Below are 22636 nucleotides of genomic sequence, written 5' to 3'. Positions count from 1 at the left end.
ACCCTCAGTGAGCAAAAATTCATGTACTTTGTGAGCTAGTTGAGTTTTTTCACCCTAAAAATAGCCCCAAACTGATGCGTGAAAATGCGACATTTTCATTTGCTTCAACCTCGTATGTAAGGGAAAATGTGGCTCCATCATTGGTTGTTGCACGCAAGTCTCAATAATAAGCAGGAGAGAGCATGTCTTCCCGTAAAGTACTCGCCAACGCTATCCGTGCGTTAAGTATGGACGCAGTTCAAAAAGCAAACTCAGGGCATCCTGGTGCACCTATGGGCATGGCAGATATCGCCGAAGTTTTATGGCGCGACCATTTAAACCATAACCCACACAATCCTACCTGGGCTGATCGCGATCGTTTTGTATTGTCAAACGGTCATGGTTCTATGCTGCATTACTCGCTGCTTCACCTCAGTGGTTATGACTTAACCATCGAAGATTTAAAACAATTCCGCCAATTGCATTCACGTACTCCAGGTCATCCTGAATATGGTTATGCGCCAGGGATTGAAACAACTACTGGTCCATTAGGTCAAGGTATCACTAACGCTGTAGGTATGGCGCTGGCTGAGCGTGCATTAGCTGCCCAGTTCAACCGTGATGGCCACGAGATTGTAGATCACCATACTTATACTTTCTTGGGTGACGGTTGTTTAATGGAAGGTATTTCTCACGAAGCCTGTTCATTAGCTGGCACCTTAGGCTTAGGCAAGTTAGTCGCGTTTTGGGATGACAACGGTATTTCTATCGACGGTCATGTTGAAGGCTGGTTTAGTGATGATACCCCTAAGCGCTTTGAAGCATACGGCTGGCATGTAGTCGCTGGTGTTGACGGTCACGATAGCGCTGCTATCAATGCTGCCATCGTTGCCGCTAAAGCTGACCCACGCCCAAGCTTAATTTGCTGCAAAACCATTATTGGTTACGGCTCACCAAATAAGTCAGGTTCTCATGACTGCCACGGCGCACCATTAGGTGCTGCTGAAATTGCAGCGACTCGTGAATTCCTAGGTTGGACTCATGGTCCATTTGAAATCCCTGCAGAAATTTATGCGTCTTGGGATGCAAAATCAGCAGGCGCTGCCAAAGAAGCGGCGTGGGATGAGAAGTTTGCGGCCTATAGCGCAGCGCATCCTGAGTTAGCTGCTGAGTATTTACGCCGCGTAAACGGTGAACTGCCCGCTGACTTTGCTGAGAAAGCCGATGCTTATATTGCTGAGCTGCAAGCCAATCCAGCTAGCATAGCGTCACGTAAAGCATCACAAAATGCGTTAGAGCATTATGGTAAGTTGTTACCAGAATTTATGGGCGGCAGCGCTGACTTAGCGCCATCTAACCTGACTATGTGGTCTGGCTCAAAAGCGCTGACTCATGATGATGCGTCTGGCAACTATATCCATTATGGTGTGCGTGAATTTGGTATGACCGCCATCATCAACGGTATCGCTCTGCATGGCGGCTTTGTACCGTATGGCGCGACTTTCTTGATGTTTATGGAATATGCCCGCAATGCTATGCGTATGGCAGCCCTGATGAAGATTCAAAATATTCAGGTCTATACCCATGACTCTATTGGTCTGGGTGAAGATGGTCCTACCCATCAGCCGGTTGAGCAAATTGCTTCACTGCGTTTGACGCCAAACATGAGCACTTGGCGCCCATGTGATCAGGTTGAATCAGCCGTGGCTTGGAAGTTTGCTATCGAGCGTAAAGATGGCCCAACTTCACTGATTTTCTCGCGCCAGAATTTAGCGCAGCAAACTCGTGATGCGCAGCAGTTAGCCAATATCGCCAAAGGTGGTTACATCCTTAAAGATTGCGCTGGCACACCTGAGCTGATCTTGATTGCCACAGGTTCTGAAGTGGAATTAGCTATGTCAGCTTACGAGCAGTTAACTGCCAATGGCCGCGCAGTACGCGTTGTGTCTATGCCAGCTACCGATATGTTTGATAAGCAAGATAAAGCTTACCGCGAAGCGGTACTGCCAAGCTCAGTGACAGCACGCGTTGCCATTGAAGCTGGTATTGCTGATTTCTGGTACAAGTATGTGGGCTTAAATGGCCGCATTATTGGTATGACTAGCTTTGGCGAGTCAGCACCAGCGGGTGAATTATTCAAAATGTTCGGCTTTACCACAGAAAATGTGGTTAACGCAGCCAACGAACTGCTGAATTAATCACACTCAGTGAGTACCAGTGTGATGGTGCTTACTGATAAGGTCGGCATTAAGCCGACCTATAACAGCGGCTTACCCAGTGATTAGGGTAGGCCGCTGTGCTATATCTGCGTCCGCCATGGAGGAAGTGTCTGCCTATGATTAGAGTTGCGATAAACGGCTATGGTCGAATAGGGCGTTCTTTATTAAGAGCCTTATACGAATCAGGAAAACGCCAGCATATTCAGATAGTCGCAATTAACGAATTGGCGACGCCTGAGGCTATGGTGCATTTAACCCGTTACGACACCACTCATGGTCGCTTTCCATTGCCGGTGGAATATCACCAAAACCATATGTGTATTGGCGATGATAACATTATATTACTGCATGAAGCGCAGGCGCACTTATTGCCTTGGCAAGCGCTAGCCATTGATTTAGTGCTTGAAGCCTCGGGTAGCCTTAACGACAGGCAATCCTGTGAAGCGCATTTGCAGGCAGGCGCCCGCAAAGTATTAATTTCTAACCCTTCTTCAGCTGATGTGGATGCCACCATAGTCTATGGCGTCAACCATGACAGCTTGCAAGCCAGTCACACTATCGTCTCTAATGCATCCTGCACGACTAACTGTATTGTGCCCGTGATTAAAGTGCTTGATGAGCATTTTGGCGTTAAAAGTGGCGCCATCACTACTATTCATTCAGCCATGAATGACCAACCTGTTATCGATGCTTATCATGACGATTTGCGCCGCACCCGCGCTGCCAGTCAATCTATTATCCCTGTGGATACTAAGCTTGCCCGCGGTATTGAGCGCATTTTGCCGCAAATGAAAGATAAGTTTGAAGCCATTTCAGTGCGCGTGCCGACGATTAATGTCACCGCCATTGATTTGTCAGTGACTTTGGCGAGTAAGGTTGATATCGCCACAGTTAATCAATTGCTTGAGCGCTCGGCGCTCGGCATGTTTTCCGGGATTTTAGGTTACACCAATGAGCCTTTGGTCTCGTGTGACTTCAATCATGATCCCCGCTCCTGCATAGTCGATGGTACCCAAACCCGTGTCAGCGCCGGCCACTTGGTCAAATTATTATTGTGGTGCGATAACGAATGGGGCTTTGCGCAGCGGATGCTAGATACCAGCTTGGCCTGGCATCAAATCAAACAATAACGAATTCTATTTACGAAATAAGGAAATAACCCATGCCAATTATTAATATGTCCGATTTAGCACTTGCGGGTAAACGCGTACTGATCCGTCAAGACCTCAATGTGCCAGTGAGCGCAGGTAAAGTGACTAGTGATGCCCGTATTCGTGCGTCTTTGCCAACCTTGAAATTAGCCTTAGAGCAGGGCGCTGCTGTGATGGTAATGTCACACTTAGGCCGCCCAGTCGAAGGTGAGTTTGCTGCTGAATTCTCAATGCAGCCAGTGGTCGATTATTTAGCGCAAGCGTTAGATTATCCAGTGCGTTTAGCCAGTGACTATCTTGATGGCGTAACAGTTGCTGCCGGTGAGTTAGTAGTATTTGAAAACGTGCGCTTTAACAAAGGCGAGAAGAAGGATGATGAAACCTTAGCGCGCAAATTGGCAAGCCTGTGTGATATCTATGTGATGGATGCTTTTGGCACCGCTCATCGCGCCCAAGCCTCAACCCATGGTGTTGGTTTATATGCACCGATTGCTTGTGCTGGCCCTTTATTAGCTGGTGAACTTGATGCCTTAGGTCGCGCTATGGATAACCCTAAGCGTCCATTAGTTGCTATTGTTGGCGGCTCAAAAGTATCCACCAAACTGACGGTATTAGAAAGCTTATCTAAGATAGTTGACCAGTTAGTGGTTGGCGGCGGTATTGCTAACACCTTTATTGCAGCGGCAGGCCACAATGTTGGTAAATCCCTGTATGAAGCTGACCTGCTTGATGAAGCTAAGCGTTTGTTGGCTAATGCCCAAAGCCGCGGCGGTGACATTCCTGTCCCTACCGATGTAGTGGTTGCGAGTGAATTTAGCCCAACGGCGAGCGCTACCTTAAAAGATGTATCTGAAGTCTCTGATACTGATATGATTTTTGATATCGGCCCAGATAGCGCTGAAGCCTTAGCTGCCATTATTGCCAACGCTGGCACTATCGTATGGAACGGCCCTGTGGGCGTGTTCGAGTTTGATCAGTTCGGCGAAGGTACTAAGCGTATTGCCCAAGCGATTGCAGATTCAGATGCCTTCTCAATTGCTGGCGGCGGCGATACCTTAGCAGCCGTTGATAAGTATGGCATTGCCGATAAAGTGTCTTACATCTCTACTGGCGGCGGCGCTTTCCTTGAGTTTCTTGAAGGTAAAGAGTTACCAGCAGTGGCTATGCTGTTAAGTCGTGGTAAATAATAATAATTCTATTGCCACTAAGGAGCCGGCGTAAGTCGGCACAATCAATGTCGAGTCAATCAATAGCGACCTCGGTGAAACATCACCCTATTATTGGAGTTTAAAATGGCCCTTATTTCCCTACGTCAATTGCTGGATCATGCTGCTGAACATAGCTATGGTGTGCCAGCATTCAATGTTAATAACTTAGAGCAAATGCGCGCCATTATGCAGGCCGCAGAAGCCACTGACAGTCCTGTGATTGTTCAAGCGTCTGCTGGTGCTCGCAAATATGCTCGCCCACAGTTTCTTAAGTATTTAATGGCGGCGGCGTTAGAGCAATATCCAGATATCCCAGTCTGTATTCATCAAGATCACGGTACTCACCCAGATGTATGTCAGCGTTCAATTCAATTAGGCATGTCATCTGTGATGATGGATGGCTCCTTAATGGCTGATGGCAAAACTCCAGCAAGCTATGAATATAACGTAGACGTGACTCGCAGAACCGTAGCTTTTGCTCACGCTTGTGGCGTTTCTGTGGAAGGCGAAATTGGCTGTTTAGGTAGCTTAGAAACTGGCATGGCTGGTGAAGAAGATGGCATTGGCGCCGAAGGCATTTTAAGCCATGACCAAATGCTGACGACTCCAGATGAAGCCGCTAAGTTTGTTGCTGCCACGCACGTTGATGCCTTAGCTATTGCCATTGGTACTAGCCATGGCGCGTACAAGTTCAGCCGTAAACCTACGGGTGACGTACTGCGCATCGATCGCATCAAAGAAATTCATGCCCGCATTCCTAACACTCACTTAGTGATGCATGGTTCATCGTCAGTGCCACAAGAATGGTTGAAGATCATCAACCAATACGGTGGTCAAATTCCAGAAACTTACGGCGTGCCGTTAGAAGAAATCGTCGAAGGCATTAAGCACGGCGTGCGTAAAGTGAACATTGATACTGATTTACGTTTGGCTTCAACTGGCGCAGTGCGTAAGTTCTTAGCCGAAAACCCAGCCGAATTTGATCCTCGTAAATTCTTAAAGGCGTCAATGGATGCTATGGATTCTATCTGTACTGAGCGCTATGAAGCCTTTGGTTGTGCGGGTATGGCGTCTAAAATCAAGCCATTGTCGCTGCAAGCCATGTATAAGCGTTATCAAACTGGCGAATTAGATCCACGCATCAACTTCTAATGTAATCCCTGATGCTATGAAAGCTCGCCTTAGCGGGCTTTTTTAATGTCAAATTACTAACATTTTGCTAATGTTTAGGTGTTTTTAGTAACTTCCGTTGATTTTCAAGAGGGTATATTGATGACATTTAAAGCAATGGTAATGGCTGCGTGTTGCAGTTTGCCAATAGCGGCACTGGCTGCCGATGATAATGCGAACAAGACTTTTAGTGGCGCGGCAGAATTAGGGGGTACATTAACCACAGGCAATACCGATACGTCATCGGTCAAAGGCGCAGTTAAACTTGAGCATGACATAGCTAACTGGCATAACACTTATGAGGCTAATGCGCTTTATAGTAAGGATACCGATGTAGTGACTGCTGAGCGTTATTTTGCCGGCGCGCAGGGCGATTACGCCTTAGATGAGCGCAGCTATTTGTTTGTGAACTCAAGTTATCTTAACGATCCCTTTACCGGTTATGACTATACCATCACGGCGGCCACAGGTTATGGCTATACCGTCTTTGAAGATTTAGCGACTAAGTTAGATGTGCAAATTGGTCCTGGTTATGTATATCAACGTTTAAATGCAGAGCAAGCGCTGTTATTGGGCGAAGAAACTGAGCAAAGCTGGGTGGCGCACGCTGGGGTTAATTTTGAAACTAAAATCAGTGAAAGCTCGACCTTTAACCAAAGATTGGTGGCGGATTATGGCGATAAGCTTGATGGTCGCAGTGAAACCTCTATTACTGCCAATATTATTGGCGCCCTTGCCATGAAGTTTTCTGTGATAGTGCGTTATAACAGTGAACCGTTAGATGAAAAGAAAAGTACAGATACAGAAACTAACATAGCCTTATTATATTCGTTCTAGGCTGTTATCTTGGCAAATGTTAGTTTTTCCTCATTTGACTGGGCTTATTACTGCTGTGTCCATACGCAGTGAAGCATGTTAATCGCGCGCTAAATCACGCGCTGAGTCACACAAGAAATAACACCATAATAAGTCGCATACTAAATCATGTTTTAAGTCACACAAACAGACATGCGATAAATATAGGGGGGGCAGCCCCCTATATTGGCGCTAATTCACACTGACTGTTATGAATGGATAGTGCGGTATCGACAACATTCAGTAGCAGCAAGTCGGCTAATTACAATGAATCATTCACAAAACTAAATAAGGATTTATGGCTGAATATTATTTTGAGGTAAAGATCACGAAATAAACTATTAAGCACTTATGCTTTTAACTTCTATTTGTATACTGCTATGCCAAATTTATTGAGATTGAGTGAGTATGCATATTGGCCGCTGTTGGTTAGATAATCAGAAACAGCAATTAATTTCCGATGAAGGCCAGATTTGGCAATTAGATCACACTGAGTTAGCTGTGATTTCTTGCTTGCTGAATAATCGTGATAAAGTGGTTTCGCGTCAGACGTTATACGTCTATTTTAACGGCGACAATAAACAACTCCAACTCAACCCCATAATACATAAGTTGCATCGTTTTATCGGGCCGAAAGACGCCACCTTACTTGAAGTTGTCGGCGTGCAAGGCTACTTGCTCCATGGTCGCAAACCGCCACGTTCGCAATTAAATGCTTCCCCCTATCAAGCCATCCCTCTGTTAGCGTATAGTATGGTAGTGGTAGTTATTGCGTTATTGATCTTTTGGTTACTGCCAAAAATCGATGATATTGAGGTGAGTTTTGATAATGTCTACGAGCAGCAAATAACCACTGATTATGGCCAAACATTAACCCTGCAAGTCTTTCCCCATGACAAAGATCAAGTGAATAAAGTGGTCAATAATAGCGATCATTTACAGGAGCAATTATTAACCTGTAAACATATTCCTTGGCAAATGATTGGTTATGCGATCTCCAGTGATACTTCTATGATTCATTTTGTATTGATGAAGAATAACAATAAGATTCCAGAATACCGCAATATTAAGTTATTTCAGCATGAGCTTAATATTTGCGCAATTAATTCTGCTTGGTTAACTGAGGTCGGTATTTGTGGTTAAGTTAAATGATTGGCGAATGGCCTTTGGTATTTGTGTCTTAGCCATAGTATTAGTGGTTGGCGTGGTTTATGGTGGCATAGTTCTGCTCAATAAACATACAGCTAAGGAGCAATTTCAGTGTGCGTCTGTGGTGTATAACGATGCTCACAAATTGCAAGATCATAATAATCTCAAACTTAGCGTCAATATTAATCAGGATAAAGTCATATTTGACTATGACTATTATTCTGGCCAAGACCGAGTGGGCGGCGTGACTTTACATGGCAGTTTGGAGTCGATTCATGTATCAGACATGACTTATGATTTCATCATTCACTCGGGTGAGCTGGATATGGATTTAACCGCTAAGAATATTCCTGCTGAGATAGTGCGTGTGCTCGACCAAGGACGCAAGGCGCTGAACCTCACCAACAACCAACTGCCACTTGCCATGCAAGTTTCGCAAGTATTTAAGCAAGACAATCAAGTATTCATACGCTTTATGCCAGGCAATAATATCTGGAGTTGTCAAAAGCTAGATTAACTCATGAACAGCTACACTTGGTTGTCAAAAACTTAATTTAGTAAACCAGTCATCAAGAGTTAAGCGTGAGTAATTCACTAGGTTTAATCTCTGCTTGAGCCTTATACTGTGGCGCAGTATGAACTAATTGCCAGAGGAGTCTTCATTGGCCGATATTCAAGTTAAGCAAGAATCCTCCAATTCGATTAAGTTCAGCCAAGTGCTGGAAGCTGGCGCCGATCAGCGCGTAGATTTATATTTCTCACTGCCGCAAGATTTAGGTATTAACCCTAAGTCGCTCAATGAAGAAGACTACCATCATAGCGCGGTACTGGGTCGTCGTTCTTATTTTTCGCAAGGCCTGCATTTACCTTTAGTTCAAGGTCGTTTCACTAGTTTTAAAAAGCAAAGCCTTGAGGACTATCGTATTTACCTCAACCTTTTTGCTTATCAATTTGCTGTGGCCATTGAAACCGATAGCAAAGAATTAGCGCGCCTTAGCGATCCTGAATTATTTTACCCATCGCTGCAGGAACAACTTGGGCTATTAGCCGCCATGCTAAAAAAGTTTCGGCGCAGCTCACCTGCCGATCCTAAATGGCAATCTTACTTTGAAAACGCCGATAACTATTTGTCATGGTTTTGCGAGCAAGCGATTTTAAAACTCTTAAGCCATAGCCCGCGCACCAGCGAATTTGCTGAATGCAAAGAACTCGCTTTAGCCTTTTGCCGTGAAGAGTCGAGTTATCGCGAAGTGAATCGCTATAACTCAGCGCAAACCGTTAATGACCCTAACCGCATATCTAATAAGATGCTGCTATTAAGGCGCTTGCTGCAACAAGGGGTGGTACTTAAACAAGAGCAGCGCTCATTGGGTAAGGGTTTAAAAAAGCTAACCACAGGCGTAGCAACAGCGCTAGTGATGATGGTGGTCTATAGCATGGTGTTTCAGGCGCAAGGTATGCTGAGCGGCTTGACCATGGCATTAGTGGTAGTACTCGCCATTATTTACGGTTTTCGCGAAATTTTTAAAGATGATATTCGTGATGCCATTTGGCGCCGCATTCAGCGCGGGCGGCCACGTTGGAGCCGAATATTGCGCGATACTGTCAGTCAAAGCGTGATTGCCAAGCAGCGTATTTGGCTGGATTTTGTCACCAGCAAAGATATGCCAGATACCGTCAAAGAGATTTTACAACGGCGCCATAGCCAGAATAAGGTCGAGTCGGAAACCTTGCATTATGCGGTGCATGCTAAGGTCAGTAAGACAGGTTTTTTAGCGGGATATCATAGAATTCAAGAATCGATTAACTTCAACTTAGTGCCGTTTTTACGTCACTTAGAGCGCAGTAACATTAAAGTGTATCGTGAGCAAGATGGTAACGTCAGCAGTGATTCTGCTGAGCGTCGCTACCAAATCAATGTGGTGGTTTCGTTGCGAAAAGGCAAACAAGCGCCAAGTTATGCCAGATATAAGTTAACAGTTAACCGCTCTGGGATTGTGGAGCTCACCCAAAGCAGTTTACCTGAAAACATCTTGGCGATTAACTCAGAATTAGAAGCGCCAGATAGCCATTAATCAGCTTATTCTCTTTAGTTTTAAGCCTAAAGAGCACTTAATGGCCGCGTATAGGCTTGGCAAATTTGCTGTTCACCGGTTTGCTTGGCGCGGTGCAAGGCAATGTCGGCGTGGCTTATCAGGGTGGCTAAGTTATCTTGCTGGGTTCCCGCCGCAATCCCTATGTTAAGCCCATCGCCTAAGTCGAATTTAATCAAATAGTTCATTAGGTCACTGGCATAGAGATGCGCTTGATTCGGCAAGGTCTCAGGCATTAACAGTAACAATTGCCCAGTTTGGCCGCGGCACAGCTTAAAATTCGGAGTAATGAACTCAATCAAGTGCATTTCAATACTGTGCTGATGCGTATCCAGCTGATTTAAGGCGCTGATATGTTGGTGCGCTATCTCAGGGCTGATATCAATGAGTAACAAACTGGCTGGATGCTTAGATGATTTATCTAGTTTTTCAAAGCAGCGTTGCAGCTCGTGCTGATCACCCAATAAGTCATCATTATGTTTAGCGCTAGCGATATCCTGCGGGTTCTCAAGGGTATGCTTAGGGCAAGCTGGTAACCAATAACTAGTAATGGCTAAGACTTCACCTGCTGAATCTGTGTGACTCGTTAGCATAAGTTGCCATTCCTGCGCGCTTTGGCTGAATAGAGTAATGACCAGATTGCCGTGCCAATGACCTAAGCTAGTTAACTGCTCTTGCACACGAGTCCATAGCCCTGCTTGCTCGTGATTAACTAAGCTTATTAGATTGATATCATCCATCTCTTGCTTGAGTTGTTGGTTAAAGGCGGGATTGACTTCAATTAACTGACCATCGGGTGCAAATAGGGCACCAGCAATGGCGCCATCACTAAACATGGTTAAACGGCTGACTTGCTCGCGACTAAGGCAAAGGTCAGTCTGTTGAGTGATTGTCAGCAGCAAGTAATAATCACGGTGACGGCCAAAGGGAACTTTGCGAATAGTAATGGCTAAGTAGTCCCCTTGCTGCTGGCGCAAATCGAGCTCACCCTTCCAGATATTGTATTGATTGAGTGTCGTCAGCATGGCGCTAAACTCTTTATCTTGCAGCTGTAAGCAGCGCTGCAAGCTTCTGTCTTTTAGATCTTCTTCCAACATTAACAAGGTCGCTGCCGCTTGGGCGTTGGCTGTGATTATGCGTCCTTGATCTGTACTAATAATTCGCCCTTGGCCGTCATCAAATAGATGCTCGGCCAGCTGCATGCTGAAAAAACCCGCGCGCTTTTGTAAGTGTCTGCTATGTTTCAGCCCAATGAAAGCCATGGCTAACAGACCTAAACACACCAATAAAATAAGCACTAAGTAACGCGACATCGCAAATTGGTTATAAAGGTAGGCGTTGTCTATGTAAGACAATAAGAAGTAAGAGTAATCGTTAAACTGGCCATTTTTTAATTGGAACTTTAAAAACACTAAGGTGACATTTTCACCTTGAAATTGGCCGTAATGCTCTTTCTCCATGTTCTTCCACAATGCGGGATAACTATCATTTAAGTTAGTGCCAAGCTCTGTTGGAATGCGACTCGATGTTTGTTGATTGGATGACAGAGTATTCAGCTGGCCATCGACATTAAATAAAAACAGTGATGCGTTAGGATCGCCAAAGCTGTTTTGTAAGCGCGCGAGATTAACGTCCATGGCATGAAAGGTAATGAGGTAGATAGGGCTATTGAATTCGGGATAGTTAATCTTAGTAACTTGATAAACCACGGGTTTTATCTTGCCATTGCCGGAGCTAAAGGTAATTGGCGATAGATAAACTTGGTCGTGCTCTAATGCACTGATTTTAGTTAATAGTTTATCTGATAAGGTCGCCGCGCCGAGTTCATCACTAAAGTTGATCAATTGCTGGCCTTTGCCATCATAGACAGCAATGCCTTGTAAGCTATCTAAGTTCGCTTGTAATTCTTGCCAGCTCGATACCAATTGTTGGCGGAACTCTGGCTGCGGGTTTTGCAAAAATGACTTTAATAAGGTGCTTTTGGCTAAGCTTCGGGTTTGAAAATGCTGAAAATTAATTTGGTCGGTAAGATCATTGGCAACACTTTGCAATTCGCTGTAGCGCTGGCTTGCCCGCTCCTTGAGGATATTTTTTTGGCCTAACTCAATAATGACATTAGCGAGAACCACAATACAAAATAACAACACGGCAATTTGGCTCACTAAGCCTAAAATCCGTTGTTGTGACCAAATAATGCCTTGTTCTGGCATTAATTTTTTAGGTAATAGGGGCGCGTTAGGCTTACTAGGCATTGTTATCGTTAGGCTAAAGATTTGCTGTCATATTAACATGTAAAAAGCTATCTGCGGTAATCAGTTAGCCAACAATATCGAGCTGTCTGAGCTTAAATTCACAACCACTGTTGGCCACAATTTGCCGACATGCCTCAATATCAACACCAGCTAGGCCATTAATCGCCGACACTTGCACCTTGCTTATATAATGCGGAGCTAACTTAATAAAGGTGAGTAGTGCCTGCCAACTGCCAGCCAGTTTAGGTTGGCAATGCTGTTGATAGAGGGTTTCATTATGAACATTGAGTGAAATTGACAAGCTATCAATCCAAGGGGCCAGTTCTGGCAATACATTACGGCGATGAAAATGATTGGCTAAACCGTCGGTATTGAGGCGCACTTTGCCACCGCGCTCTTTAATAGTGCGAGCCACCTCAATCAAGGTATTGAGGTTTAAGGTGGGTTCACCATAACCGCAAAACACATACTCATCAAAATGATCAACTTGACCTAATAGTGCTATGACATCTGCGGCCTTAGGTTGATGTTGCAGCGCCAATTGGTATTGATGAACTTGCTTACTGCCTTGTTGTTTGGGGCAAAATTGACAGCGCAACGTGCAGCGGCCAGTGATATTTAAATAGCGGCTTTGGCGAATATCATAAACTAAGGTAGCTGACATGCAGGCTTAAACGCCTTGGTTGGTGATTTGTGACGCAATTGTAGTTGTTGGTGAGTTTCAGTGTTGAGACTTAGCTCAAGTAAATGGGCAGCGCTGCTACCCATTACTAACAATTAATCGCAGGGTTAAGTGTTATTTACTATCTTCTGGCGACTTATCTAATTGAACATTATCTAGCCGAACACTGTCTAGCTGAGCACTGTCTAGCCGAACAGTGGCTAGCGATGAATTATCTACAGAAGCCACAGATTTGGCGGCGCGATAAGCGCTAGGCTGCCACCACCAAGCAAGTAAGCGCCGACCATCATCCATCACTACATACAGCACTGGCACTAAAATCAAGGTCACAAACGTCGAGAACAAGATACCAAAGGCTAAGGAGGTCGCCATTGGGATAACGATTTGCGCCTGTAAACTCTTTTCCAAAATAATCGGCACTAAACCAACAAAGGTAGTGAGTGAGGTGAGTATGATGGCCCGAAAACGGTAGCAACCAGCGTTAACCGCTGAATCCTTTAAGCTTTGGCCTTCAAGGCGCGCACGGTTAACAAAATCAACCAAGATTAAGGAATCATTCACCACTACCCCAGATAAGGCAATGATGCCGCATAGGCTCAAAACGCTCATGGATAAACCTAAGATAAAGTGGCCAAAGAGCGCGCCTATGATCCCAAAAGGAATGACGGACATTATGATGAGCGGCTGACTATAGGACTTAAGCGGCACGGCCATTAAGGCATAAATGGTAAACAGCGCAAAGAAGAAGCCTTGCATTAAGCTCAGCATGGAATTTTGTTCTTCTAAGCTTTCACCGTCGAGACTGGTGGTGATAGCTGGAAATTGCTGTTGTAACTCAGGCAAATAGTCTTCTTGAATTTCGTTAACTACCTTGCTGGGTTCCACTTTATTTTTGTCGGCATTGGCAATCACAGTAATGGCGCGGCGGCCATCAACTCGGTTAATGGCTGCATACGACTGCCCAAGTTCAATTTTGGCGACACTGGAAAAGGGCACAGCAAGGCCGGATGGCGTGCGTATCATCATGTTTTCAAGGTAACCTAAGGTGCTGCGCTCTTCTTTGGGGTAGCGCACCATCACCTTGATTTCTTCTTTGTTGCGTAAAATCCGCTGCGCCTCAACGCCGTAAAAGCCATAACGCACTTGTTTAGCTAAATCCGCCAAAGTTAAGCCCAAGGCCTCAGCGCCCGGCAAAATACTTAAACGTACTTCTTGGCTGCCCGATGAGAAATCATCAGCAATGTCATAAACGCCTTCATACTGGGCTAATTTGGCTTTAAGCACAGCGGCGGCTTGCGATAATTGTTCGAGATCATTGGATTGCAAACGAAAGGCAATGGCGCCACCGCTGTCATTGGTGCTGGCCGCGATATCGAGTTTTTTCACCGCAGGTAACTGGGGTAACTGCGCCCGCCAAGCGGCAGCAATGGCCACGCCATCAATGTCGCGATCTTCAGCCTTAGTTAATTCGGCAAAAATCATTGCCGAGGTGCGCGAGCTCATATTGATAAAGGTGTGCTTAAGTACTGGGAAGCCGTACTCTTGCTCCATTTTTTCATTCATGGCAAAGAGTGCCGTTTCAATATCTTGCACCACGTTTAAGGTGTTTTGCTCTGAGCTGCCATTATCCATTTGTAAGTTAACTTGGATAAAGTCTGACGGTAAATCAGGGAAGAAGACCCAGCGCACTTTGCCACTGGCAACTAACGCTATGGATAAAATGAGTACCCCAATGAACACGGCAATCACGTTATATCTGTGCTTAATACAGCGCTCTAAAAAGCCGCGATAGCTGACATGAATAAAGCGCTGCACTTGCTCATTAAACTTGACCTTAGCGCGAGATATGGCATTGGTAGGCGCTTGCTTAGGTTTGACTTTCATATGGGCTAAGTGTGCCGGCAAAATAAACTTAGATTCAACTAATGAAAACAGCAGACATAAGATAACCACCATGCCGATGGATTTCCAAATAATCCCCATCGGCCCTGAAACCAGCAGCATAGGCATAAAAGCGGCGACTGTGGTCAGTACTCCAAAGGTGGCTGGCATGGCCACTTTCTGGGCGCCCACAATCACGTTATTGATGCTGTGACCGCGTTGTTCTATCTCGGTATAGGCGCTTTCACCTATAACTATGGCGTCATCGACGACTATCCCGAGCACTAGAATAAAAGCAAAGAGGGTCAGCAGGTTAATCGATAACGAAAAAGGTTCCAGCGGCATGATCAGTAAGGTGCCAAGGAAGCATACTGGAATGCCCATCATCACCCAAAATGCGAGTTTCAGGTCTAAAAATAGGGCTAAAATCAGGAATACTAAAAGGGCGCCATAAAACATGTTAGACAGCATCATGTTAAGGCGGCCCTTAAGGTAATGGGTTAAGTCACCCCAAGTATCAAGCTTAATGTGCGCAGGTAATACCTTGCTCTTATCGGCAACGTATTGCTTAACCTGATTGGCAATATCTATGGCGTTTTGATCGTCAATACTGCTGACTTCTATGATGGCAGCAGGCTTACCATTAAAGCGGGTGTAGTCGAGGCGCTCTTCAAAATCATCTTTAATAGTCGCTACTTGCGGTAGCATAATGCGGCTACCATCGGCCTGTGTGCTGACGACTATATTGGCAAAATCCTCCCCGGTATAAGCTTGGCCTTTAGTGCGTAATAAAATGTCGCCATTTTCAGCGCGTATGCTGCCGCCAGGTAAGTCTATGGATGAAGACTGTACTGCGCTCGCCACTTGCGCAAAGGTTAAGCCATACTCGCGCAGTTTGTTTTCAGATAACTCAATGGCAATTTCATAGTCGCGCACCCCGCCAACACTGGCGCGAGTCACAGCTGGCAGGGCGATAATGTCATCGCGCATCACCTTAGCCATTTCCTTCATTTCTTTGTCTGTCATGTCGCCATAGACAGACACCCAAATGACATTGCTTTCGGGTTTTATCTGAAAAATATCAGGCTTTTCAATATTGACGGGAAAGGTTGAAATCGCATCTATGCGTAATTTTACTTCATCGAGTACATCTTGAGTCTCATAGCCATCATCCACTTCTATGGTGACTGAGCCAACGCCATCACTGGCCACAGATGACACTTTTTTGATGCCGGAGACATCTTCAATGGCTTCTTCAATCTTGATGGTAATGCCTTCTTCAATCTCTTGCGGCGCCGCGCCTGGGTAGGCCACCGAAATCCGTAAATAGTTGAGATCAAAGCTTGGAAAAATCTCTTTATTAATCAGCGCAGCACTTATGAGGCCACCAAGTAACAGCACCAACATTAGTAAATTAGCCGCGACACTGTTATTGGCAAACCAGGCAATAATCCCTGACTGTGATGGTTCAGTTTGCATGGACATTATCCTTGGTTATCAACGGCGACGGCAATATTGGTAGCGTTTGACTCGGCTTTTGACTTAGCCTCTGCCGGCGCATTAGCTTTGGCTTTGGTGTCAGATTCTGATCCAGAGCTAACCTCAGCGTGTTGCTTATCTTTCTTGCCTTTCTTGTCTGTCGCGACTGTTACTAACAGGCCAGTATTCATGTCGTTGAGTAAGGTTAAGCTCACTCTATCGCCTAGCTGCAAACTGTCCTTAATATAAATGCTATCAAGATCTTGGCGCACCACGTTGACGCTGCGCATCTCTATGGTGTTATCACTACTGACTAAGGCAATCGTCTGATTTTTTAATAAGTGGCGCGGTAATTTTACTATGCCGCCGACTTCTCGCCCTGTGATGCTAGCGTTGACAAAGGTGCCAAATTTTAGCGGCAAGCCGTGCTGATTGTCCCTTAAACGCTGATAAGGGTCGGGGACTTCGGCCACTAAATACACCATGCGATTGTTGGGATCGATAACGCCTTCACTGCGTACGATTTTGCCTGTCCAATGCACGGTTTTACCGGCTAGATTAGCCTTAAGCACAACTTGGGTATTAGGGTTATCGATGGACTCTAAATAGGCTAATTCTTCGTTAGCTAATGGCAGTCGAATCTCGGCCACTGAAGTGTCGTAGAGTTCACCTAAAAGATTTCCCATAGTGACATATTGGCCTAAGTCGACTTGGCGGCTGCGCACTAGGCTATCAAATGGCGCTCGAATAGTGGTACGTTCAAGATTGCGCTCGGCGCGCTTTAAGGCGGCTTGCGCCGATTTCACGTTAGCTTGCTCTTTTTTAAGCTGCGGAATACGCAGGCCAAGTTCTGGCGGCAAGCCATTGTTGTAATCTTTAAATTCTATTTTAGCGACAGCGCCGCGGGCGATTTCTTCATTGAGCGCCGCTTCTGCCTGCGCTAACCCTGCTTGGGCTTGCATTAGGTCCGCTTGATAATCCGATGGCTCAATTACGGCTAAGGCTTGGCCTTGTTTAACGACGCCACCCGCTACAAATTCATCGGCTATGGATAAAATTCGCCCTTGGACTTCACTCACCAATTGGGTCTTATTTTTCGGGGAGGCAACTCCATAAGAGTTGAGATCTAAGGTAAAGTTTTGAGGTTCAACCGCCATAACAGTCACGACCGGCGGTTTGGCTTCAGCGCTTTTTTTCTCAGGCTCTTGCTTGCTACTCATAAGTAACGCCGCGCCAATAAAGGCCAAAGCAATGATGAGTAATGGACTTAAGCGTCTGAATATCAGTGTTAATGTGGCCATGTGAATTCTATCCATGCGATCGCGTTATGCCTAAATTAACAGAGTCATTTAAGGCGGAGAAATTGTTTTTGTAACCAAAATGTTTCTAAACATGACAGTGTTGAGGGGGAATGGCAAGTAGCTAATTGCCGCCCTTGAATAGTGCAGGCCAATGGCGAGATACAAAAAAAGCCGCATAGCGGCTTTTTTAGGGTCACAGTAAGGTTAGTTACTGCGCTTTAGTCTGATTGATACTGAATTAGTTCAGATTAATCAGCTATTTTTAACTTTTCTTAGCTTTTTTAAGCTTCTTCTTAGCGGCCATTTTCGCTTTTTCTTTTGGCGATTTTTTAGCGGCTAATTTTGCCTTTTCTTTTGGCTTCTTCTTGGTCGGAACCTTAGCTTCTTTATTGTTAGGGCGTAAGCCTTCAATAAAGCGGCGCTTCAGGCCCATCTCAATGTAGCGCTCAATCTTAGATAACACGCGCATATCATGAGCTTCAACTAATGAAATGGCAGTGCCTTTGTTACCCGCACGGCCAGTACGGCCAATACGATGTACGTAAGCGTCAGCGGTGCGTGGCATATCAAAGTTAATCACATGACTAACATTGTCGATATCGATACCGCGAGCAGCAACATCGGTAGCCAGCAAGACTTTAACTTCACCTTTAGTAAAGCGGCTTAAGGCTTGGAAGCGACGTTTTTGTTCCATATCACCACGCATAAAGGCACAAGGAATGCCTTCGTGCGCCAACATACCGTCCAAAGATTGCACTATGTCACGGGTCTTACAGAACACGATAACGCTAGTGGCATCTTCTTGGCGCAGCAAATGACATAACAGAGCAAACTTATGCTCCTTGTTGTCAGCTAAGTGGATCCACTGATGGATTTTGGCCTTTTCGCTGCGAGGCGGAATGGTAGTAATGGAAATTGGGTCATTTAACAGTTCACGGGCAAACGAGTTAACGCCAAAGCCTTCCAAGGTTGCTGAGAACAGCATGGTCTGCTTACGACCTTGCGCTTCCATAGCAATGGATTTCACTGTGGTGCTAAAGCCCATATCGAGCATGCGGTCAGCTTCATCGATAATTAAGATTTCAACGTCTTCAGCGGTAAAGCGGCGCTTATCTAAATACTCAAGTAAGCGACCTGGGGTTGCTACCAGAATATCTAAGTTATTGGCCAGCAACTCTTCTTGCGGGCCATAAGGCAGGCCGCCAGTAATGATGCCGATATTTAGGCCTAAATCTGTGGCTAAGTGACAAGCATAACGATGAATTTGACTGGCCAACTCGCGAGTTGGGGTCAAAATCAATACGCGTGCTTGGCCTTGGCGGCGACGCGGAAAGTCGATGAGATGCTGTAATGCTGGCAACAGAAAACTGGCCGTTTTACCTGTACCTGTAGGCGCTCTGGCCAAAATATCGCGCTGTTCCAGCGCCATAGGCAACACTTCCTGCTGGATAGTGGTTGGGGTCAAATGGCCCATTGCCTTAAGGGAATCGAGCAGGTCAGTATCTAAATCAAAGTTGTCAAATTGCATGCGCAGCATCTCAAAAAATATACGGGGCGCATTATAGTTAGCGCCGAGAAATAAAGCTATCGGGTTAAGCTTGGTCGCAGAGTGTACCATTTAGTTACTCGTGCGGCCTTATTTATCACAGGGCAAAGATTAAAAGCCTAAGTAAAAATCTGCCGTTAATGCCCGCATCTCATCACTATAGTCATGGCTTGAGGTGCGGATTAACAAGGGGGCTAATGGCTTAGCTTGGGAAGCCGTATTCGCACTAGCCTCAAAGCCTAAGGCTAATAAATGGCGACTCACAGGCTTGTGCGCCACAGTTTGCACGGTTTGATGGCGCAATACTTGTAAGTCAGAATTGTTTAAGGCCGCCAAAAAATTGCTCAGGCTGGCCTCAGGTAATATCAATGCCGCTTGTGCTTTGGGTTGCATCAAGGCCGTCATGGCGTTAAGCAACTGGGTAAAGCTTAGGCTATCAGTATGGCGCGCTTGTGAACGCCCAGGTTTTTGCGATTGCGGCCCTGAGCCAAAGTAGGGCGGATTACAAATAATGAAATCCGCGGCAGCTTGCCACTGAGTTAATGCGGCTAACTCACACACATCCTGCTCAATCACATCAATGCGCTCAGGCCATGGGCTGTTGGCAGCATTAAGGCGGCAAGCGTTTGCGGCCATGGCATCAATTTCAATGGCCGTGATGCGAGCCAAGCTGCGCTGCGCCGCCATTAAGCTTAATAAGCCACTGCCAGCGCCAATATCAATAATATGGCGGGCTTGGGATAACTCTGCCCAAGCGCCTAAGATCACGCCATCGGTACTCACTGGCATGCCGCATTGGCTATCATCGATATGAAATTGTTTAAAACTAAAAGGCATGGTCGGCTGGATTCTATCGGCTGGGTTAACGTTCAACAAGCGGCGCTAGTGTATCAGAAATTCGAGTCTCTGTATTGGTCAGACCACAGAGTGGCGCTGTGATCACTATGTTGTTTTTTAGTTGTTGCTAATGCTTTTTTAAGGAGGATAACTAACGATTAACTTACAATTAAAACGGTTTAAGCTACTTTTTGTGCTCAAACGGGGTAAAAAACTTGTTTTCATTAATATAGTCTGGTAAAGATTAAGCTTGTTACCTAGTTAACAAGCATTGTTTTGGTTGTTTTATGGCTAAAAATAGCAAGATATATAGTAGCAATTGCTCGTTTTGGTTGAAAAATGAACGATAATCAATGAATAATTAGATTGATGTCTGTAAACTTTGATTTACACGTGCAAATTAGGGATGCCTCCCTACAGGTACAAGACTAGATAATCAATTGGTTTTAAAAACAATATAACAACAAGACGAGGCATTCTGTGCAGAAACAACAACTGACATTTATGGACACCTTAAGTTTAGGCTTTATGACCTTTGCCTTCTTTTTAGGTGCTGGCAACTTAATCTTTCCGCCGCTCGCAGGCTTAATGGCCGGAGAACATATGTTCTCTGCGATGGCGGGCTTTCTCATCACAGCCGTGGGCTTACCTTTGATAGCGTTGGTAGCAGTCGCTAGAGCCAATGGTAAGATCATGGCCATGTTACCTGTATTTGCCGCTACCGCTTTAGCGGTTGCCATTTACATCATTATTGGCCCAGCATTTGCGATTCCGCGTACTGGCTTAGTGGCTTTTGAAATCGGCGCGCGCCCATTTATTAGCGACCCTGATGTGATGATCAATATTGCCGGTGTCGCTTTAAATCAAGCGCAGTTGTGTTACACCTTAGGCTTTTTCGCAGTGACTATGCTGCTGTCTATGTTCCCAGGTAAGTTACTTGATAACGTAGGCAAAATCTTAACGCCGGTATTATTAGTGCTGCTGGTGGGCTTAGCGATTTCTGTGATGCTAGTTGCGGGCGCGGCCCCTGGTATTCCACAAGGTGAATATGCTTCTGACCCGTTAATCAAAGGGGTATTAGAAGGCTATAACACTATGGACGCCTTAGCCTCACTGATTTTCGGTATGCTGATTATTGATATCTTGCGTAAAAAAGGCATTGTCGATACCGCTAGCCAGACCTTGTACTTAGTGCGCGCGGCTTTAATTGCTGCTGCGGGTTTAGCCTTTGTTTATGTCGCCTTGTTCTTCTTAGGCGTCAGTGCTGGTGATATAGCGCAAGGTGCAGCTAACGGCGGTCAAATCTTAACGGCTTATGTGACTCATCACTTTGGCACCGTTGGAGTAGCGTTATTAGCCTTAGTAGTAACACTGGCTTGTTTAACTACCGCGGTAGGTTTAGTGAGCGCGTGTGCTGAATACTTTAATGAGCTATTACCTAAGCTGTCTTATCGCTTATTAGTGGTGGTTTTCAGTATTATTTGCGCCTTGGTAGCCAACGTAGGTCTGACGGCGCTGATTAGCATCAGCATCCCAGTATTAGTGAGCATCTATCCTGTGGCCATGGCCTTAGTGTTAGTGACCTTCTTGACTGAACGTTTTGCCCGCCCACAATTTGCTCATCGTTTAGTCTTGTCAGTAGCCTTAATTTTTGGCCTGATTGACGGCTTTAAAGCGGCAGGCGTGGATACTAGCTTAGTGAACTTCTTACCTTTGTATGATGTCAGCATGGCATGGTTGTTACCTACTATTTTGGCTGTGGTGTTGTGCTTACTGACCTCAAAGGCCAAAGCAAGCAACTAATACGCGAGTGAGTCATCACCTTTTCGGTGAGTAAATTAAGGGCGCGATATTCGCGCCCTTTTGTTAGACTCGCAAAATTGCTAGCGCTTAAGTTATTTGAGTAAATGATGGATTTGAATTCTGCCCAGTTACAACTTAGTCAAACATCGATTGATGCCTTTATTGAAGAAATGTGGGCGCTAAAAGGCTTAAGTGATAACACCTTAAGCGCATATCGCACTGATTTAATGCACTTAGCGCGCTACCTTGCTACGCAGAATTTATGCTTAACGAGCGCCACTCAAGCCGCCTTGCTGGATTTTATTGCCATGCGCACTGAGCTTGGCATTGCTAAGACTAGTAGTGCTCGGCAGTTATCTAGCCTGCGCCGCTATTATCGTTATCTAGTCAATCATCAACTCATCAGCGAAGACCCCAGTGCCTTATTGGATGCTCCCAAACTAGGTAAGCATTTACCTGCCAGCTTAAGTGAGCAGCAAGTGGAGCGCTTGCTTAATGAGCCCAATACTGAGGATGCCATTGAGTGCCGCGACGCTGCCATGTTGGAATTACTGTATGCCACGGGTCTGCGGGTAACTGAGCTTGTGAGTTTAACCATGAGTATGCTGAGCCTAAGGCAAGGCTTAGTGCGAGTGACAGGTAAGGGCAATAAAGATAGGCTAGTGCCATTAGGGGAAATGGCGCAAACCGCCATTGAGCTGTATTTAAAGCAAGCCCGCGCCCAATTGTTGAAAGGGCAAAGCAGTGATGTCTTGTTTCCATCAAGTCGGGCACAAATGATGACTCGCCAAACCTTTTGGCACCGTATTAAGCTGTATGCGCTGCGCGCCGACATTCAAACTGAATTATCACCGCACACCTTGCGCCACGCGTTTGCGACTCATTTGCTCAATCATGGCGCGGATTTGCGGGTTGTACAGTTGCTGCTTGGGCACTCATCATTATCTACCACTCAGATTTATACCCATGTTGCCCAATTAAGATTGGCGCAAATACACAGTGAACATCATCCGCGCGGATGAGAGTTTGCT

At 45.6% G+C, this 22636-nt stretch carries 16 protein-coding genes; 10 read left to right on the top strand and 6 right to left on the bottom strand.

Annotated elements, in window-relative coordinates; genetic code table 11:
• Nucleotides 1–182: 182 nt before the first annotated feature.
• The 8 genes from tkt (at nt 183) to FJQ87_RS16200 (ending at nt 9806) form a co-directional block, all read left to right on the top strand.
• A complete protein-coding gene (gene tkt, locus FJQ87_RS16235; RefSeq protein ID WP_140933497.1) occupies nt 183–2177 on the top strand; it encodes a transketolase in 1995 nt (664 codons plus the stop codon).
• A gap of 137 nt (nt 2178–2314) precedes the next feature.
• Nucleotides 2315–3328 (top strand): erythrose-4-phosphate dehydrogenase, encoded by a 1014-nt coding sequence (gene epd, locus FJQ87_RS16230; protein ID WP_140933496.1) that lies wholly within the window; start codon nt 2315–2317, stop codon nt 3326–3328.
• A gap of 32 nt (nt 3329–3360) precedes the next feature.
• Nucleotides 3361–4536: a phosphoglycerate kinase gene (locus tag FJQ87_RS16225; RefSeq protein WP_140933495.1), complete on the top strand. Its 1176-nt coding sequence runs from the start codon at nt 3361–3363 to the stop codon at nt 4534–4536.
• Nucleotides 4537–4641: 105 nt separating this feature from the next.
• Entirely contained in the window at nt 4642–5709 is a 1068-nt protein-coding gene (gene fba, locus FJQ87_RS16220; protein WP_140933494.1) for a class II fructose-bisphosphate aldolase, read from the top strand.
• Between the two features lie 135 nt (nt 5710–5844).
• Nucleotides 5845–6564, top strand: a complete 720-nt coding sequence (locus tag FJQ87_RS16215; RefSeq protein WP_240778936.1) for a DUF481 domain-containing protein — start codon at nt 5845–5847, stop codon at nt 6562–6564.
• 420 nt (nt 6565–6984) lie between these two features.
• Nucleotides 6985–7725: a helix-turn-helix domain-containing protein gene (locus FJQ87_RS16210; RefSeq protein ID WP_140933492.1), complete on the top strand. Its 741-nt coding sequence runs from the start codon at nt 6985–6987 to the stop codon at nt 7723–7725.
• Complete coding sequence (locus FJQ87_RS16205) at nt 7718–8248, top strand: hypothetical protein (protein WP_140933491.1); 531 nt, start codon at nt 7718–7720, stop codon at nt 8246–8248. Before FJQ87_RS16210 ends, FJQ87_RS16205 begins: the two co-directional genes overlap by 8 nt.
• Before the next feature lie 145 nt (nt 8249–8393).
• A complete protein-coding gene (locus FJQ87_RS16200; RefSeq protein ID WP_140933490.1) occupies nt 8394–9806 on the top strand; it encodes a hypothetical protein in 1413 nt (470 codons plus the stop codon).
• 26 nt (nt 9807–9832) lie between these two features.
• Here the strand turns inward: FJQ87_RS16200 and FJQ87_RS16195 are convergent, their stop codons facing one another.
• The 6 genes from FJQ87_RS16195 to FJQ87_RS16170 all read right to left on the bottom strand — a co-directional run bounded on the left by FJQ87_RS16195 (nt 9833) and on the right by FJQ87_RS16170 (nt 19802).
• Nucleotides 9833–12076 carry a hypothetical protein gene (locus FJQ87_RS16195; protein WP_140933489.1) on the bottom strand — a complete coding sequence of 748 codons (2244 nt, stop codon included), beginning with the start codon at nt 12074–12076 and terminating at the stop codon, nt 9833–9835.
• Nucleotides 12077–12140: 64 nt separating this feature from the next.
• The gene (locus FJQ87_RS16190) at nt 12141–12740 is read right to left on the bottom strand and encodes a TatD family nuclease-associated radical SAM protein (RefSeq protein ID WP_140933488.1); all 600 of its coding nucleotides are present in this window, start codon (nt 12738–12740) and stop codon (nt 12141–12143) included.
• Between the two features lie 132 nt (nt 12741–12872).
• On the bottom strand, nt 12873–16118 hold the full coding sequence (locus FJQ87_RS16185) for an efflux RND transporter permease subunit (protein ID WP_140933487.1): 3246 nt from the start codon (nt 16116–16118) through the stop codon (nt 12873–12875).
• Nucleotides 16119–16123: 5 nt separating this feature from the next.
• On the bottom strand, nt 16124–17419 hold the full coding sequence (locus FJQ87_RS16180) for an efflux RND transporter periplasmic adaptor subunit (protein WP_240778752.1): 1296 nt from the start codon (nt 17417–17419) through the stop codon (nt 16124–16126).
• Between the two features lie 262 nt (nt 17420–17681).
• A complete protein-coding gene (gene srmB / locus FJQ87_RS16175; protein WP_140933485.1) occupies nt 17682–18947 on the bottom strand; it encodes an ATP-dependent RNA helicase SrmB in 1266 nt (421 codons plus the stop codon).
• Nucleotides 18948–19076: 129 nt separating this feature from the next.
• Nucleotides 19077–19802, bottom strand: coding sequence for a methyltransferase (locus tag FJQ87_RS16170; RefSeq protein WP_140934167.1), 726 nt, complete (start codon nt 19800–19802; stop codon nt 19077–19079).
• Nucleotides 19803–20282: 480 nt separating this feature from the next.
• Between FJQ87_RS16170 and brnQ the strand changes: the two genes are divergently transcribed.
• Together brnQ and xerD are read left to right on the top strand one after the other, a co-directional pair.
• Complete coding sequence (brnQ, locus tag FJQ87_RS16165) at nt 20283–21605, top strand: branched-chain amino acid transport system II carrier protein (RefSeq protein WP_140933484.1); 1323 nt, start codon at nt 20283–20285, stop codon at nt 21603–21605.
• A 104-nt stretch (nt 21606–21709) separates the two neighbouring features.
• On the top strand, nt 21710–22627 hold the full coding sequence (xerD, locus tag FJQ87_RS16160; protein ID WP_140933483.1) for a site-specific tyrosine recombinase XerD: 918 nt from the start codon (nt 21710–21712) through the stop codon (nt 22625–22627).
• The last annotated feature ends 9 nt before the right edge of the window (nt 22628–22636 follow it).

This window comes from Shewanella sp. SNU WT4 (genome assembly GCF_006494715.1).
In the GTDB taxonomy this organism is placed as follows: Bacteria; Pseudomonadota; Gammaproteobacteria; order Enterobacterales; family Shewanellaceae; genus Shewanella.
The sequence above is the reverse complement of the archived record's forward strand: the minus strand, read 5'-3'. Positions and strand labels throughout refer to the sequence as shown.